Origin of the sequence: Streptomyces sp. NPDC093109 (assembly GCF_040701725.1) — a bacterium.
Lineage (GTDB): Bacteria > Actinomycetota > Actinomycetes > Streptomycetales > Streptomycetaceae > Streptomyces.
Genome location: NZ_JBFBEZ010000001.1, coordinates 266,103 through 281,290 on the forward strand (window position 1 = coordinate 266,103; position 15,188 = coordinate 281,290).

Here is a 15,188-nt window from a genome sequence, read left to right on the forward strand (position 1 = left end):
AGTGACCGCACGTACCTCCGCAGCGAACGACCGAAAGGTCGTGCCGAACCCGCGCCCCCGTCCTGACCGGGACCGCTGGCTCGGCGTGGCCTTCGTCGCGCCCCAGGTCCTCGGCGTCATCATCCTCGGCGTCGTCCCCTTCCTCTTCGTCATCTGGTACAGCCTCAACGAGTGGCGTCCGCTCACCGGCGAGATGGAGTTCACCGGACTCGGCAACTACTCCCGCCTCTTCGCCGATCCGACCTTCTCCGCGTCGGTCGTCGCGAGTCTGTTCTTCAGCGCGGGCGTCCTCGTGCTGAACCTCGTGATCGCCATCAGCCTCGCCGTTCTCCTCAACCGGCGGATGAAGGGCATCACCGCGTTCCGTACGGTCTTCTTCTCACCGGTCGTGGTGTCCGTGGTCGCCTGGTCCGTGACATGGGGCTTCCTCCTCGCCCCCAACGGAGGCATCAACGGCGCGCTCCGGCTCCTCGGCATCGACGGACCCAGCTGGCTCGCCGACTCCTCGACCGCGCTCATCTCCCTCGTCGTCGTCCAGGTGTTCAAGGGCGTCGGCATGAACATGGTGCTCTTCCTCGCCGCTCTCCAGAGTGTCCCGGAGGAGATCCGGGAGGCCGCCCAGCTGGACGGCGCGTCGCCGTGGAAATCGTTCCGGTCGATCACCGTCCCGATGATCGCGCCGACGATCCTCCTCACCGGGATCCTCACCACCATCGGCTCGCTCGAAGTGTTCGCTCCCGTACAGCTGCTCACCGACGGCGGGCCGGGAAATGCCACCAACGTCCTGCCGTTCTTCCTCTACCGCACGGCCTTCGTCAGCCAGCAGTTCGGATACGCCAGCGCCATCGGCGTGGTGCTCTTCGCCATCATCCTGGCCCTGACGATGCTGCAGTGGACCTCCCGCCGGAAGTGGGTGCACGATGAGGTCTGATGCGTCGAGCGCGGCACGCAGCCGCTCACGGGTGACGACCGTCACGCTGTACGCGCTGCTTGTGGTCGCGTCCCTCCCGTTCCTCTATCCGACGCTGTGGATGATCTTCTCGTCGTTCAAGCCGGCGAACGAGATCTTCGTCCAGCCCCCCACGCTGCTGCCCAAGGAGTGGACGCTGGACGGGTTCGCGCAGGTCTTCACCGCGCAGCCGTTCCTGCGGCAGTACGGCAACTCGATGTACATCGCGGTGGTCGTCACCCTGGCATCGATCCTGCTGTCGGCGATGGCGGGCTACGCCTTCGCCCGCATCCGCTTCCCCCTGCGCAACGCGGCGTTCACGCTCATGCTCGCCACGATGATGGTGCCGACCGAGGTGACGATCATCCCGATCTTCACGGCGGTCCGGGCGATGGGCCTCACCAACACGCACTGGCCGCTCATCATCCTGCCGGTCTTCGGGCCCACGGCGGTCGTCTCCGTGTTCATCTTCCGGCAGCACTTCCTCAGCTTCCCGAAGGAGTACGAGGAGGCCGCGCGGCTGGACGGCGTGTCACGCGCCGGGGTGTTCTTCCGGATCGCCCTCCCGCTGGCGACGCCGGCGGTCGCGGCGGTCGGGATCATGGCGTTCCTGCGCTCGTTCAACATGTACTTCGAAGCGCTCATCTTCCTGCGCACCCCGGAGAACTTCACGCTCGGGCTCGCGATCACGCGCTATCAGGACTTCTACGGCGAGCAGATGTGGAACACACAGCTCGGCGCCGCGTCCCTGACCGTCGTCCCGATCCTCGTGGTGTTCCTCATCGCGCAGAAGCAGTTCGTCCAGGGTCTCGCCCAGACCGGGCTCAAGGGATGAGCCGACCCGGGATGAGCTGACCCACCACAGCGACGACGCGGACCGGACGCCGCCGCTGACCTCATCGCCCCGGTCGCACGACAAAGGAGTCGAGATGACGCATGAGGATCAGACACGCCCACCGATGCTGCCGCCGCTCAGCCGACGGAACTTCCTGGTCGGCGTCGGCACCGCCGCGGCGGTGATAGGGATGGGGAGCGCGGGAGCGGCGCCCGCGCTGGCGACCTCGGACGGCACCGTGCTGCCGCTCGTCGCCCCGCTCCCGGCCGGGCGGCCGGTACGGACGCAGTTCGCGCCCAACGAGCAGGTACTCGCCGCGTACCTGATGATCGTTGCTCCGCTCGCCAACAGCGTCCGGGACGTCGCGCCGAACTACGGGTGGATGGAGGACGGCTGGCAGCGCACGCCCAACCAGCCGTACAACTCCCGGATCATGGAGCATGTCGCCACCCTCTCGTGGTTCTACGCCAACGACCGGCCGTGGAACCCGTACTACCGCGACCCCGCGCTCCTCGCGCGCCTGGACGCCGCCCTCGGCTTCTACCTCTCCCTGCAGCACCCCGACGGGTCGTACCCGGAGTACTCGCCGACCGAACACCACCTCTCCCCGACCGGGTTCGGCACCGTCGCGCTCTCCGCCGTCCTCCGGGACCTCCGCGCCGCCGGTGAGCTGTACGACCGCCGGCTGCGGATCCGCGACGCCATCCGCGCCAGCTCCGCATGGCTCGTCGACACCTCCCGTCCGCACTGGAACCGCCCGGTCCAGTACGCCAACCAGGTCGTCGCGGGGCTCTCCGGCGTCGTCGAAGCGGCGCACATCCTCGGCGAACCGGCCGTCAGCGCCTCCGTACCGAACCGGCTTCAGATCATCCTCAAGGACGGACAGGCACCCGCCGGGTTCTTCCACGAGCCCGTCGCACCGGACGCCGGGTACAACTTCGACGTGATGCTCCCCGACCTCGGCGCGCTGTACAAGCGGCTGCCGGACCCGGCCATCATCCAGCTGGCCGAGCGGTTCGCCGCCTGGTTCGGCTACATCGTCGTCATGGAACCCGGACGCAACGAGGGCTTCATCCTCTCCGGGACGAGCGCGCGCAACATCGTCGCGACGTTCGTCACCACTCCGGTGGACGACCTGGACCGCAGCGCGCTCGCGCGGACCCTGGTGCCCCATGTGCCCGCGCTGGGCGCGTTCTTCGCCGGCGCGGAGGAGAAGACACAGGCGCGCGACGCCTGGAGCGCCTCCACGGCGCCGGTCTCCCCCCGGCAGAAGCAGGACTCGTCGCCGCGGCTGCACATGCACGTCCCGCAGGCCCCGCTCGGGATCCCTGGCGCCCAGCGCGACGCACAGGTCGCCGCGTTGCGCTATCTGCGCGAGTCCACGTTCACCGAACTCCGCAAGGGCACCCTCGACCAGCAGTACGTGTTCGTGCGCCGTCCCGGGTACTACACCGCCGGCCTCTACGGTGTGCGGCAGAACTCGCTCCAGCGGATGGGGACGAACGCGTTCTGGCACCCCGTCGCCGGCATGCTCGCCCTCACCGTCAACAGCACGGGGCCGGATGACTGGACGACCGTCGCCGACACCGTCGGCACCGCCTCCTCACGTGGCCCGGTGAACGCGACGCACCACGCCGGGTCGACGGCGTCCGGTGCCGTCATCCCGGCGGACGCGCTGACCGGATACACGGGTGTGTTCACCACGAGGTACGTGACCGAGGACGGCGCCGTGACAACGGACGTGACACACCGTGCTGATGGCATCGGGCGTGTGCTGACCACGCCGGGAGCGTCCCGCGAACGCATCCCCCTCATCATCGGCACCGGAGACCAAGTGGCCTTCGCCAACGGCACACCGGCGCCCTACGGACAGGAAACGATCACCGTCACCCGAGGGCTCACCGTCACCCGCGGAAGCATGCGGTTCATCATCGACTGGGGAGTGAACCGTGAAGCGAAGTACGCGCCGCTGGACCGGTCCTACCTGGGCAATCGCACCCATCGCATTCTCACCATCAGCTTTTCCGGGACGCTCTCGGTGGATCTCCGTGTCGAGCCGGTGAGCTGAGTCGAGACCACCCGGGCACGGGCCGGTGTGTCGCCCCGGATGGCGGCCAGATCCCGTCCTCGGACCTGGCCGCCGACGCGGACGGCGACGGTGTACGCGTACTGCCGTCAGCCGTCAGCCGTCAGCCGTGCGAGGTGACTACGCCCAGACCCAACGGATGGACACCCGGCCCTGGCTGATGTTCGCTATCTGGCGGAAGGCGGCGGGGCTGAGATCCAGATCGTCCGTGGCGCAGCCCATGCACTTGTCGACGATCGTCACGTACACCACGCCGAGCGGGCCGCGGACCTTCAACTGCTTGCCGCACGCGGCCGAGTTGTTGGGGTTGGGAGCGGTGCCGTACCACCGCTGCGAGACAGCCACCACCAGCTGGCTGTCGTTGTTCCTCCACCCGCAGGCACCGAGACCGGTGTTGTAGTACGTGCCGTCCCCGTAGTGGACGTACTGGACCGAGACGTCATCCGCGGCGGCGGCGGGGCCGGCCGTGACACCGGTGGCTCCCACGGCCAGGACGGACGCGATGCCGGCCAGTACGGCGCGGCTGCGCACACTTCCCTTGATGACGTTCGTGAGGCGGGACACGTGATCAGCTCCTTGAAGAACGGTGGTTCAAGGAATGCGGGGCAGGGCTGCCCGGCGACGGTCATGTTTTCCCATGGACCCACTCACGTCACAGATGTTTCAAGGCCAAGCTGTGATCAGATATCGAGCCACCTCCAACCTTGGCCATGGGCAGGTGGGTCGGACCGCCGCACAGCACGCGGAAGCTCCCGGTGGACGGGGCTCGATCGGGCCGGGTGGATCTCGTTGACATCCTCACCAGTGTGCTCCAACCGGACGTACCTCATCACTACCGACGTTCAGTCGGATATTCCTCGTCCTGGCAGGCCGGGGGGTGGGGGTTTCTGTCAGTGCCGTCAGCGAGCGAGTTGCGTGGTTTTCTGTGTGCCCGGATCGCCGAACAGTGCGAGCTGCGGCCCGAGGATGTCGAAACGGACCGGCCCACGCAGGAGTTCGGGCTGTCGTCCCGTGGTGCGGTGACTGTCATCGCGGCTGTGCAGGAGTTTCTCGGACGTCCACTGTCCCCGGCTCTGGTCTGGGAGTTCCCGACGGTGGATCTGCTGGTCGACGGGTTGCTGGCGGACGCGCCCGCCGCGCCCCGTGCGCCGCGGGAATCGCGGCAGCCGCAGGGCGATCCGGACATCGCTGGCGCGCCCCCCGGCGCTCCCTGGACACCTTCGGCGAGGACGGCCTGCTGCGCACCGGCGACCTCGGCGTCTTCTACGACGACCAGCTCTACGTCACGGGTCGCATCAAGGACCTCGTCATCCTCGACGGCCGCAACCACTACCCCCAGGACATCGAAGCGACCGTCCACACCGCCCACCCCGGTGTCCGCCCCGGCCGAGCCGTCGCCTTCGCCGCACCCGGAGCGGACGGCGAACGCCTCGTCGTCGTCATCGAGTACGACGGCGACGACGCACCCGAGGCCCTCATCGGCGCGGTACGCACCGCCGTGAAGGCCCGCCACGACCTGCGCGCCGACGACATCGTCCTGACAGCACCCGGCGGTGTCGCCCGCACCTCCAGCGGCAAGCTCGCCCGCCGCGCCACCCGCCGCGACTACCTTGCCGGAGCGCTTCCGACGCGGTGACATGCCGGATACGCCAACGCCCCGGCCGACAGCTGTGGCGACGCCGCCGGTCCCGTCGTACGTTGGTGTGCGGGCACAGAGATGGCAGTCACTGGTCTTCCAGGTACTGGCAGTACCTCGCAGGTCATCGCGGACGGGCCTACGGTGGAGGTCACGGCGGGGACCGCCGTCGCAGGTCGGGTCGGATCGTCCCACGGGGCGCGGTCGCCGGCGGCGGAGCGATTGCGGGGATCCGGACGATGGCAGACAGAGACAGGAAGAGCGTGGCCGCCGAGGTCCGCGAGTTCCTGAGCACCCGGCGGGCCCGGATCACGCCCGAGCAGGCCGGGCTGCCGGTCCACGGCGGCAACCGGCGCGTCGCGGGCCTGCGCCGTGAGGAGGTCGCGCTGCTCTCGGGTATGAGCGTCGACTACTACGTCCGCCTGGAGCGCGGGAACCTCTCCGGCGCCTCGGACTCGGTACTGGAATCCCTCGCGCACGCGCTGCGGCTGGACGAGGCCGAGCGCACCCACCTCTACGACCTGGCCCACGCGTCGACCCCCTCGGGCCGGCGCCCCGCGGCGACGGCGTCCTGGGTGCGGCCCACGATCTTGCGCCTGCTCGACTCGATGGCGGATGTGCCGGCGTACGTACGCAACGCGCGCTTCGACATCCTGGCCGCGAACACACTGGGGCGGGCGCTGTACGCGCCCCTCTTCGACTCGCCGCTGTTCGCGCAGCGCGGCCCGGTCAACAGCGCCCGCTTCCTGTTCCTGGACCCCATGAGCAAGGACTTCTGGGTCGACTGGGACAAGGTCGCCGACGACTCGGTCGCGTTCCTGCGCATCGAGACGGGCCGGACACCCCACGACAAGGCGCTGACCGACCTGATCGGGGAACTGACCTCCAAGAGCAACGACTTCGCCCTCCGGTGGGCCCGCCACGACGTGAAGTTCCACCGTTCCGGGGTGAAGAACCTGCACCACCCTCTGGTCGGCGATCTCGCCCTGCCCTACGAGGCGATGGATCTGCCCGCCGATCCCGGACTCCGCCTCAACTTCTGCACGCCCGAGCCGGACTCCCCGGCGAGGGAGGCCCTGGGCCTCCTCGCCAACTGGGCGGGCACCGGGACCGCCGTCCCGGCCCCGAACGACCGATGACGACTGAACACACCCGAGGAGAACCCTTCATGCAGTACCGACCGCTCGGCCGCACCGGTGTCCAGGTCAGCCCGCTCTGTCTGGGCGCGATGATGTTCGGCCCCTGGGGCAACGAGGACGAGGCCGACTCGATCCGGATCATTCACCGTGCCCTGGACGCGGGCATCAACTTCGTCGACACCGCGGACGTGTACTCCGCCGGCGTCTCGGAGGAGATCGTCGGCAAGGCGCTCAAGGGCCGCCGCGAGGACGTGTTCCTGGCGACCAAGTTCTTCATGCCGATGGACCAGAACGACCCCAACCAGCGAGGCGGCTCACGGCGCTGGATCATCCGCGAGGTCGAGAACTCCCTGCGCCGGCTCGACACCGACCACATCGACCTCTACCAGGTCCACCGCCCCAGCCCCGGCACGGACGTCGCCGAGACCCTCGGCGCCCTCTCCGACCTCGTACACCAGGGCAAGATCCGCTACATCGGCTCCTCGTCCTACTCCGGCTCCCAGATCGTCGAGGCCCAGTGGACCTCGCGGGAACGCCACCTGGAGCGGTTCGTGACCGAGCAGCCGCCGTACTCCCTCCTGGTCCGCGGCATCGAGGAGGACGTCCTGCCCACCGCGCGCCGCCACGGCATGGGCACCCTCACCTACAGCCCGCTCTCCGGCGGCTGGCTCTCGGGCCGCTACCGCAAGGACGCCGCCGAGGGCCCCGCCTCCGCGGCACGCCCCCAGGCCCGCTTCGACATGAGCACCTCCGCCAACCAGCGCAAGCTCGACGCCGTCGAACAGCTCGCGCTCCTGGCGGAGAAAGCGGGTCTCACCCTGATCGAGCTGGCCGTCGCCTTCGTCATCAACCACCCCGGCGTCACCTCGGCGATCATCGGTCCGCGCACCATGGAGCAGCTGGAGGCGTTTCTGCCGGCCGCCGATGTCACACTGCCGTCCGACGTGCTCGACGCCATCGACGAGATCGTCGCGCCCGGCGTCACGGTCAACCCGGTCGACAACAGCTACGGCGACTTCGAGCTGCGCGCCGACCAGCGACGCCGCTGACACGAGCGCGTCCACGGCGAGCGCGTCCACGGCCGGCCGGCCGCGCGGAACGTCGGCCGGTCAGCTCGTGGTGTATCCGCCGTCGACCGGCAGGGCGACACCGACGACGAGGCTCGCGGCGGGGCTGCACAGCCACAGCACGGCCGCGGCGATCTCCTCGGCCCGGCCGAGCCGCCCGATCGGCTGCTGCTTCATGATCTCGGCCATGGCCTCGGCTGCCGTCAGTTCCCCCGGCAATCGTGGGCCGGCGGATCAGAGGTGCGGCGATGTCCTGCGGGCGGGGCGCCACTCGCGTTCCGTCGGCGGTGGTCAGTGCGAGGTACGGGGGCTGGTGCACGGACCGCCGTACTCGGCGTCGGTGACGTGCTCCAGCCAGGTGACCTCGTCGCCCTCCCACGAGGACCCCGGCCTCACCCTCACCGCTCTCAGCGCCGAACCCGGCACCCCCTCCCACGACGGCCTCAGGCTCCTGGCCAGTTGGGCCGCCACCCTCGAACAGGGTGCGTAGGCGGCCCCTGACCCCGCTTCTCCGGCACGCGAGACGGTGCCGCCGTCACGGCTTGACCGGCTTCACCTTCTTGTCGACGCCGTTCACCCGTACCGTGACGTCCTTCCGGTTCCGCGCCCGGTCGGCCACGATTCTGTAGGACGTGACCTTCCCGTCCCGCCACGCGCAGCTGACCTCGTAGCCGCCCCGGGCGCGGAGCCCGGTGAAGGAGCCCTTGGCCTTCCATCCGTCGGGCAGGGCGGGCAGGAGGTGGAGGGCGCCGTCGTGGCTCTGCAGGAGCATCTCCGCCACGGCGCCCGTGATGCCGAAGTTGCCGTCCATCTGGAAGGGCGGGTGGTTGCCGAACATGTTGGGCAGTGTGTTGTACGTCAGCAGTCCGCGCAGCATGATCCCGGCGCGGTGCCCGTCGCCGAGGCGGGCGAAGAGAGCCGCCCGCCAGGGCCAGGTCCATGAGCGGCGGCTGTCGCCCGAGACCGTCGCGGCGGTGAACGGGACGCCTTCCTTCTCACCGCACCGGGCCTTGAGCGAGACGAGGGCCGCGGCGGCGAAGTCGGGCGTCTTCGGGGTGATCTGGCGGCCCGGATAGACCGCGAAGAGGTGCGAGGTGTGGCGGTGGTGGTCGGTGGGGCTGTCGTTGTCCTCCTGCCACTCCTGCAGCTGGCCCCACGCCCCGATCCTGTTCGGGGCGAGGCGCGCCTGCAGGTCCGCGATCCTGTCCCGGTATGCGGGATCCGCGTTGAGCTCCGCCTCGCAGTCGAGGTAGTTCTGGAACAGGTCCCAGATGATCTGCTGGTCGTACATGACGCCGTCCTCGCGCGGCCCGTGCTCGGGGGACCAGCCCTTCGGTGCCACGAGGAGGCCGTCCTCGCGCTCCTTGAGCTGGTCCTCCCAGAACGCGCAGATCTCCTTGATCATCGGGTGGGCGACGGTGCGGAGGTGGACCAGGTCCTGAGTGAACGCCCAGTGCTCGTACAGGTGCTGGGCGTACCAGGCACTCGCGACGGTGTTCCACTCCCACGAGTTGCCGCCGAAGATGCTCTGGCTCGTGCGGGCGGTCCAGCCGGGTGTGTCCTCGCCGAAGGCGTTGCGGGTCGCCACCCGGCTGGGCACCGCCACCTGCTCGACGAAGCGGACGAGTGCCTCGTGACACTCCGGCAGGTTCGTCGTCTCGGCTCCCCAGTAGTTCATCTGGACATTGATGTTGGTGTGGTAGTCGGAGGCCCACGCCGGCTGGTTGCTGTCGTTCCACAGGCCCTGGAGGTTGGCGGGCAGGCCGTCGGGGCGGGAGGAGCTGATCAGCAGGTACCGGCCGTAGTCGAACATCGTCCGCTCGAGTGCCGGGTCCTCGCCGCCCGCCGCGTAACGTGCCAGCCGGGCGTCGGACGGCAGGGCGACGACGGCGGGGTCGGAGGTGCCCCAGGTGACCGAGACCCGGTTCATGAGGGCGCGTGTCTCGGCGGTGTGCTCGTCGCGCAGCTCGTCGTAGGACCGGGCGGTCGCCTCGGCCAGCGTCCTGGCGACGACCGGTTCCGGATCGGCTCCACGCCATCCGGCGGCGGCGTCGGGCCGGTAGTCGGTGCGGGCGTCGAGGAACAGGGTCAGTGTGGTGCAGCCGCTGAACCGCAGCACCGGCCCGTCGGCGCGGACGTCGCCGTCGGTGTGCACGGCCCGGACGGTGCAGGTGTGTTTGAGGCCGTTGCCCATGACACCGCTGAAGGCTATCCGCCCGGTGCCGGTGGTTGTCGGGGCGTCGTCCTGTGCGGATGTCAGCGATATCGCTCCGGAGAGTCCCCCGGCGGCTTCCGACGTGTACCGGAAGACCATGACGTCCGCGGACCGGCCGGCGAAGGCCTCGCGCAGCATGCGCCGTCCGGGCGCGCCGAAGCGGGTGACGTGGACGCCCTCCACGAAGTCGAGGCTGCGCCGGTAGTCGACGACCGTCCGCCGCGTACGTGTGCCGAAGCCCCTGCCCGCCAGTGCGATCTCCGCGATCTGAAAGCCGGTGGCGGAGGCGCCGGGAGTCAGTGTGAGCCGGTAGGCGCGGTAGGCCGTGGTGTTGGTGACCCCGAAGGTCCGGGTCTCACCGCGGCCCGCGAAGGGGGCTCCGGGGTGCTGTGTGTCGAGGGCCGTCCAGGCATGCCCGTCCTGCGACGCCTCCAGCACCCACCGTCGGGGGTCGTCCCGCGGCCGGTCCGGGGCCGCTGTCAGCGCGTACGAGGTGAGGACGGCCGCGCGGGGCAGGTCGGCCTGCCAGACGACCGCCGGGGCGGCGGCGTCGACCCGCCAGACCGTGGCCGGATCGCCGTCCACAGAACGCGATATGTCCGTGGTGCGGGCCCCGTTCCGGGCACCGGCGCCGGCTCCCTCACAGTGGCCGCTCGGCGACGACAGGTAGACCGTGCCGCCCGCGTCGAGGTCGACGCCGGACAGTCCGATCTCGCTCACCTGGAAGTGGCTGACGCCCGCCTTGGGCACGAAGTCGAACCGGTAGAATCGGTAGGCCGCGGCGTCGGCGCAGGTGAATTCCTTCGTCTGGAGACGGCTCTCGAAGGGCGCCTCCAGAACGCGGCTGTCCAGTGTGGTCCAGGTCGCGCCGTCGGCGGATCCTGAGAACGTCCACTCCCGCGGATCGCGCCGCGGCTCGTCGTTCGCGCTCGTCAGACGGTAGGTCGCGACCGTGACGGCTTCGGGGAGCTCGGCCTGCCACCGCACCTGCGAACCGGGTCCCTCGACGCACCACTTGGTGGCCGAGTCGCCGTCGTACGTCTTGTCGACGCCCTCCGACGAGGAGCTGCTGTACGGTCCCCCCGGGGCCGTGATCTTCGGGTGTGCGCCGGGAGTGAAGGTGACGACGAGGTCACCGAAGTTCCGGTACGAGCCGAAGCCGGTCATGCCGGTGTCGAAATCGCTGTCCGGCTTGCCGGCGAGTGCGTTGTCGTAGTTGTTGACACCGCCCCACAGGCTCTGCTCGTTGAACTGCACGCGCTCCTCGTAGGGATCGGCGAAGAGCATGGCGCCGAGCCGGCCGTTGCCGATCGGCAGGGCCCCCGACTCCCAGTCCGTGGCGGGCACGGCGTACGTCAGTGCCTCGCGTGACAGGGCCGGCCACCGGACAGCCGCCGGCGCGCCGCTCCCCGCGGCGGCGGCCTGCGCCTGCACCGCGGGCATTCCGTCGGTCAGTTGACCGACCAGGGGGGTGAGAGCGAGAGCACCGCCGAACTTGAGGACGCGTCGTCGCTGCGGTTGGGATTCATCGGTCACAGTAATTTCTCCCGGCCCGTTCATCGGCTCGTTTCCGAGGAAGCGCTGCCCCGTCGATCCCCGTCGGAGACACCATCATCGTCGCCGGGGAAGGGAAGCGCAGACCATCTTTCCGGCTTATTACGTGGCTTGTTCGCGCCATGGCGCAGACGCGTCATGACACATCGTTGTTGTGAGTTCAACCGTCTGCCACCTTGTGATGCGTGTGCACACCCTTCACCGCTACGGAGGCCGACACGTGTTATCCCTTCGCAGACCGCAGGTTGTCCGTCTGACGTTCTGCACAGCATTGGCGCTCGTGACATCGATGTCCTCAACTGCCGTGTCCTCCTCGGCCGCCGCGTCCCCGGCGGGAGCCGCCCAGAAGTCGCACAGCACGCTCGAACCGCGGGCGGTGACGCTGATCACCGGGGACCGGTTCCTGGTGGACCACAACGACGACCTGGTGTCGGTCACGCCCGCCGAAGGCCGCGAGGATATCGGCTTCCGGGTCGAGAGCTCCGGCGAGCACCTGTACGCCATCCCCGCGGACGCGGAGCGGATGCTCGCCCAGGACACCGTGGACCGGAGCCTGTTCGATCTGAAGGCTCTGCTGGACGCGGGGTACGACGACGCGCACCTCGGTCAACTCCCCCTGATCCTCGGCGGAACCACGTCCACCTCGCTGTCCTCCGCCCGGCTGGGCTCGCGCCCCGTTCCCGACGGGACGGTCGTCACGAGGAAGCTGTCGGCCGTACGCGGCGCCGCCGTCGAGGTCGACAGGAAGCGGGCCGGTGAGCTGTGGAAGGTTCTGACCCGCCCGGCCGCCTCCCTCGCGTCGGACGGGCAGCGCTCCGCAGCCGCCGGGATCCGGAAGATCTGGCTCGACGGCAAGGTGAAGGCCACGTTGGACCGGAGTGTGCCGCAGATCGGAGCGCCGAGCGCGTGGGCGGCCGGTTACACCGGCAAGGATGTCAAGGTGGCTGTGCTGGACACCGGCATCGACACCGCTCACCCGGACCTGGCCGGCCGTGTCGTCGCTGAGAAGAACTTCTCCACCGCCGCCGACGCGAAGGATCACTTCGGGCACGGTACCCACGTGGCGTCGACCATAGCGGGCAGTGGTGCCGCGTCCGACGGCACGTTCAGGGGCGTCGCCCCCGATGCCGGCCTGCTGAACGGCAAGGTGCTGGGCGACAAGGGCGAGGGGAGCTACTCGGGGATCCTGGCGGGGATGCAGTGGGCGGTCGACCAGGGCGCGCACATCGTCAACATGAGCCTGGGTGGCCCGGACAGCGCGGGAACCGACCCTCTCGAAGCCGCTGTCGACGACCTGTCCGCCCAGCACGGCACCCTGTTCGTCGTCGCCGCGGGCAACGACGGCAGGAACGGTGACAGTACGGTCGGCAGCCCCGGCAGCGCGGACGCCGCGCTCACGGTGGGCGCCGTCGACGATTCCGACGCCCTGGCGTCGTTCTCCAGCACGGGGCCCCGGGTGGGCGACAACGCCGTCAAGCCCGATATCACCGCCCCCGGTGTGCACATCGTGGCCGCCCGCGCGTCCGGCACGACGATGTGCCAGAACACGTGTGTACAGCCGGGTGACGGGCCGGTCGACGAGAACCACACCTCGGCGTCCGGCACCTCCATGGCCACGCCGCATGTCGCCGGCGCGGCGGCGCTCCTGGCCGGCGCGCACCCCGGTTGGTCCGGGGAGCGGCTGAAGGGCGCGCTGATGGCCTCCGCCCGGCCCACCGCCGATCAGGGCGCGTTCCAGCAGGGCGCGGGCCGGGTCGACGTCGCCGCCGCTATGAGCGGGCGGGTGACCAGTTCCCCGGCCTCCCTGAGCTTCGGTCTGGCCACGTATCCGCACACCGACAACGTGCCGGCCGGCGCCACCCTGACGTACCGCAACAGCGGCGACGAGGACGTTGTGCTCGACCTGACCGCGTCGACGGCCGACCGCTCCGGCCGGCCGGTCAACGACGGCACGTTCACAGTCTCCCCCGAGCGTGTCACCGTCCCGGCCGGCGGCACCGCGACCGCCACCGTCACCAGCGACACCCGCGTGGGCCCGGCCCTCGGCCAGCTGTCCGGCGCGGTGACCGCCACCACGGCCTCCGCCGTGGTCGCCCGCACCCCGCTCGGGACCGTCCGGGAGAACGAGGCCTACGATCTGACACTGGGGCACATCGGGGCGGACGGGAACACCCCGTCCCCCCTGACCAGCGACACTCTCTACGAGGTCACCACCGGCGAGATGTACTCGCTCTCGATGCGGTCCGACGGTACGTCGGCAGTGCGCCTTCCCCCCGGCACCTACCACCTCACCAGCACCGTCTCCACCCGCCGGGCGGACGGCTCGTACGAGCGGGCGGTCCTCTACCGGCCGCAGATCGTCATGGACAGGAACACGTCCCTGACGCTCGACGCCCGTGTCGCCAAGCCCGTGAGCGTCACTCTGCCCGATCGCGAGGCCACGGCGGCCAGCGGTGTGCTGGCCGTCCGAAGGACCACGGACGACGGGCAGGGCCGCCTGACGAGTTCCTGGCTGGGCGCGTTCGACCGGCTCTCCTTCGCGCAGATCGGCGGCCGGGCCACCACCGGATCGCTCCGGACGATGATCGGTGGTGTCTGGTCCCGTCCCGAGGCATCCGACGCCACCGGATCCCCCCACTACCGCCTCGCCTACTCGCTCCCCGACAGGCGCGGCGCAGCCGGTCTCACCCGGCACCTCACCCGTGGTGACCTGGCCCGGATCGACAGCACCCTCGGCGCCTCCGTCGCGGGCAAGCGGGCCGACGTCTCGGCCGTACCGTACGCGGCGGACGGTATGAGCTCCGCGGGGGTCGCCCTTCGCAGTACCGCCGCCCTGCCCCGTCCGCAGATCGACTACGTCAACACGGAAGCCGCGGTCTCCTGGGGCTTCATCGTGACGCAGAACAGCCCGACGCTGCAGAACGAGGCCAGCTACTACAGCCCTGAACGACGGTACCGGGCCGGCCGGACGTACCGGACCAGCTACGGAGTGGGCGTCTTCGGCCCCGGACTCGGTCTGGCCGAAGGCCGGGACAGTTTCGGCAACGAGGGCTGGGGGCTCCTGCGCACCGGGGACACACTCCGGATGCGCCTCCCCCTCCACACCGACGGCGAGGGCCACCCGGGCAGCACGGGACTGCGTTTCGGCGGCAGCGCCCGCACCACGCTCGTCGCCGACGGCTCCACCCTCGCCGACATCGCCGCCCCGCCCTCCACCAATGTCAACGTGCCTGCCGGTGAAGCCCGTTACACCCTGTCCACCGACCTCAGCCAACAGGCCTCCATCACCGGCGTCTCCTCCCGGATCATGTCAACCTGGACGTTCCGCTCCGCCACGGTGGCGACCGGCACCCAGCGGATCCCGCTGCTGAACGTCCGCTACGCACCGAGCCTCACGGCGGACTCGAGCGCGCCGGCCGGTGAACCGGTCCGCGTGCCGGTCACCGTCGAGGGAGCCGGCGGCGGCGTACGGTCGCTGACCGTGGATGTCTCGTACGACGCGGGCAAGACGTGGCAGAACGTGCCCGTGAGCGCGGGCCGGAGTCTGCTGCTGCGGCCCCCCGCGGACGCCGGCTCGGTGTCGCTGCGCGCCAAGGCGGTGGACCGCGGAGGCAACACGGCCGAGCAGACGATCATCCGTGCCTTCACTGTGACCCCGCTCGACAACTGACCATCTCCACGGTCACGCCCGGCCCGGCCCCTCCTGA

At 70.0% G+C, this 15,188-nt stretch carries 10 protein-coding genes and 2 pseudogenes; 9 read left to right on the top strand and 3 right to left on the bottom strand.

The features are described from left to right. Position 1 precedes the first annotated feature (1 nt). From AB0389_RS01190 to AB0389_RS01200, 3 genes are all read left to right on the top strand, one after another. Positions 2-931 (top strand): sugar ABC transporter permease, encoded by a 930-nt coding sequence (locus tag AB0389_RS01190; RefSeq protein ID WP_366393197.1) that lies wholly within the window; start codon positions 2-4, stop codon positions 929-931. A 31-nt stretch (positions 932-962) separates the two neighbouring features. Next, entirely contained in the window at positions 963-1,784 is an 822-nt protein-coding gene (locus AB0389_RS01195) for a carbohydrate ABC transporter permease (RefSeq protein WP_366393198.1), read from the top strand. Between the two features lie 94 nt (positions 1,785-1,878). After that, entirely contained in the window at positions 1,879-3,852 is a 1,974-nt protein-coding gene (locus tag AB0389_RS01200; RefSeq protein ID WP_366393199.1) for a hypothetical protein, read from the top strand. 138 nt (positions 3,853-3,990) lie between these two features. Here AB0389_RS01200 and AB0389_RS01205 read toward each other — a convergent pair whose 3' ends face one another. Continuing rightward, the gene (locus tag AB0389_RS01205) at positions 3,991-4,434 is read right to left on the bottom strand and encodes an RlpA-like double-psi beta-barrel domain-containing protein (protein WP_366393200.1); all 444 of its coding nucleotides are present in this window, start codon (positions 4,432-4,434) and stop codon (positions 3,991-3,993) included. Between the two features lie 146 nt (positions 4,435-4,580). Here AB0389_RS01205 and AB0389_RS01210 point away from each other — a divergent pair, with 146 nt between their 5' ends. From AB0389_RS01210 to AB0389_RS01225, 4 genes are all read left to right on the top strand, one after another. Beyond that, positions 4,581-5,372 carry an acyl carrier protein gene (locus AB0389_RS01210; RefSeq protein WP_366393201.1) on the top strand — a complete coding sequence of 264 codons (792 nt, stop codon included), beginning with the start codon at positions 4,581-4,583 and terminating at the stop codon, positions 5,370-5,372. Continuing rightward, positions 5,369-5,506, top strand: a complete 138-nt coding sequence (locus AB0389_RS01215) for a hypothetical protein (RefSeq protein WP_366393202.1) — start codon at positions 5,369-5,371, stop codon at positions 5,504-5,506. The genes AB0389_RS01210 and AB0389_RS01215 overlap by 4 nt, the downstream gene beginning before the upstream one ends. A gap of 239 nt (positions 5,507-5,745) precedes the next feature. After that, positions 5,746-6,645, top strand: a complete 900-nt coding sequence (locus tag AB0389_RS01220) for a helix-turn-helix transcriptional regulator (RefSeq protein ID WP_366393203.1) — start codon at positions 5,746-5,748, stop codon at positions 6,643-6,645. Between the two features lie 29 nt (positions 6,646-6,674). Beyond that, positions 6,675-7,694, top strand: coding sequence for an aldo/keto reductase (locus AB0389_RS01225; protein WP_366393204.1), 1,020 nt, complete (start codon positions 6,675-6,677; stop codon positions 7,692-7,694). Between the two features lie 60 nt (positions 7,695-7,754). Here AB0389_RS01225 and AB0389_RS01230 read toward each other — a convergent pair. Beyond that, positions 7,755-7,880: pseudogene (locus tag AB0389_RS01230) on the bottom strand (SDR family oxidoreductase); the annotation flags it as partial. Between the two features lie 217 nt (positions 7,881-8,097). Between AB0389_RS01230 and AB0389_RS01235 the strand changes: the two are divergent. Beyond that, a pseudogene (locus AB0389_RS01235) lies at positions 8,098-8,202 on the top strand (transcriptional regulator); the annotation flags it as partial. 45 nt (positions 8,203-8,247) lie between these two features. Here the strand turns inward: AB0389_RS01235 and AB0389_RS01240 are convergent. After that, complete coding sequence (locus AB0389_RS01240) at positions 8,248-11,463, bottom strand: glycoside hydrolase N-terminal domain-containing protein (protein WP_366393205.1); 3,216 nt, start codon at positions 11,461-11,463, stop codon at positions 8,248-8,250. Positions 11,464-11,770: 307 nt separating this feature from the next. On the opposite strand from AB0389_RS01240, the gene AB0389_RS01245 reads away from it, so the two are divergent. Beyond that, positions 11,771-15,151, top strand: coding sequence for a S8 family serine peptidase (locus AB0389_RS01245; RefSeq protein ID WP_366393206.1), 3,381 nt, complete (start codon positions 11,771-11,773; stop codon positions 15,149-15,151). The last annotated feature ends 37 nt before the right edge of the window (positions 15,152-15,188 follow it).

Coding starts and splice junctions, on each gene's coding strand:
- AB0389_RS01200 (WP_366393199.1), top strand. CDS start 1,879: ATGACGCATGAGGATCAGACACGCCCACCGATGCTGCCGCCGCTCAGC.
- AB0389_RS01210 (WP_366393201.1), top strand. CDS start 4,581: ATGGGCAGGTGGGTCGGACCGCCGCACAGCACGCGGAAGCTCCCGGTG.
- AB0389_RS01220 (WP_366393203.1), top strand. CDS start 5,746: ATGGCAGACAGAGACAGGAAGAGCGTGGCCGCCGAGGTCCGCGAGTTC.
- AB0389_RS01225 (WP_366393204.1), top strand. CDS start 6,675: ATGCAGTACCGACCGCTCGGCCGCACCGGTGTCCAGGTCAGCCCGCTC.
- AB0389_RS01245 (WP_366393206.1), top strand. CDS start 11,771: ATGTCCTCAACTGCCGTGTCCTCCTCGGCCGCCGCGTCCCCGGCGGGA.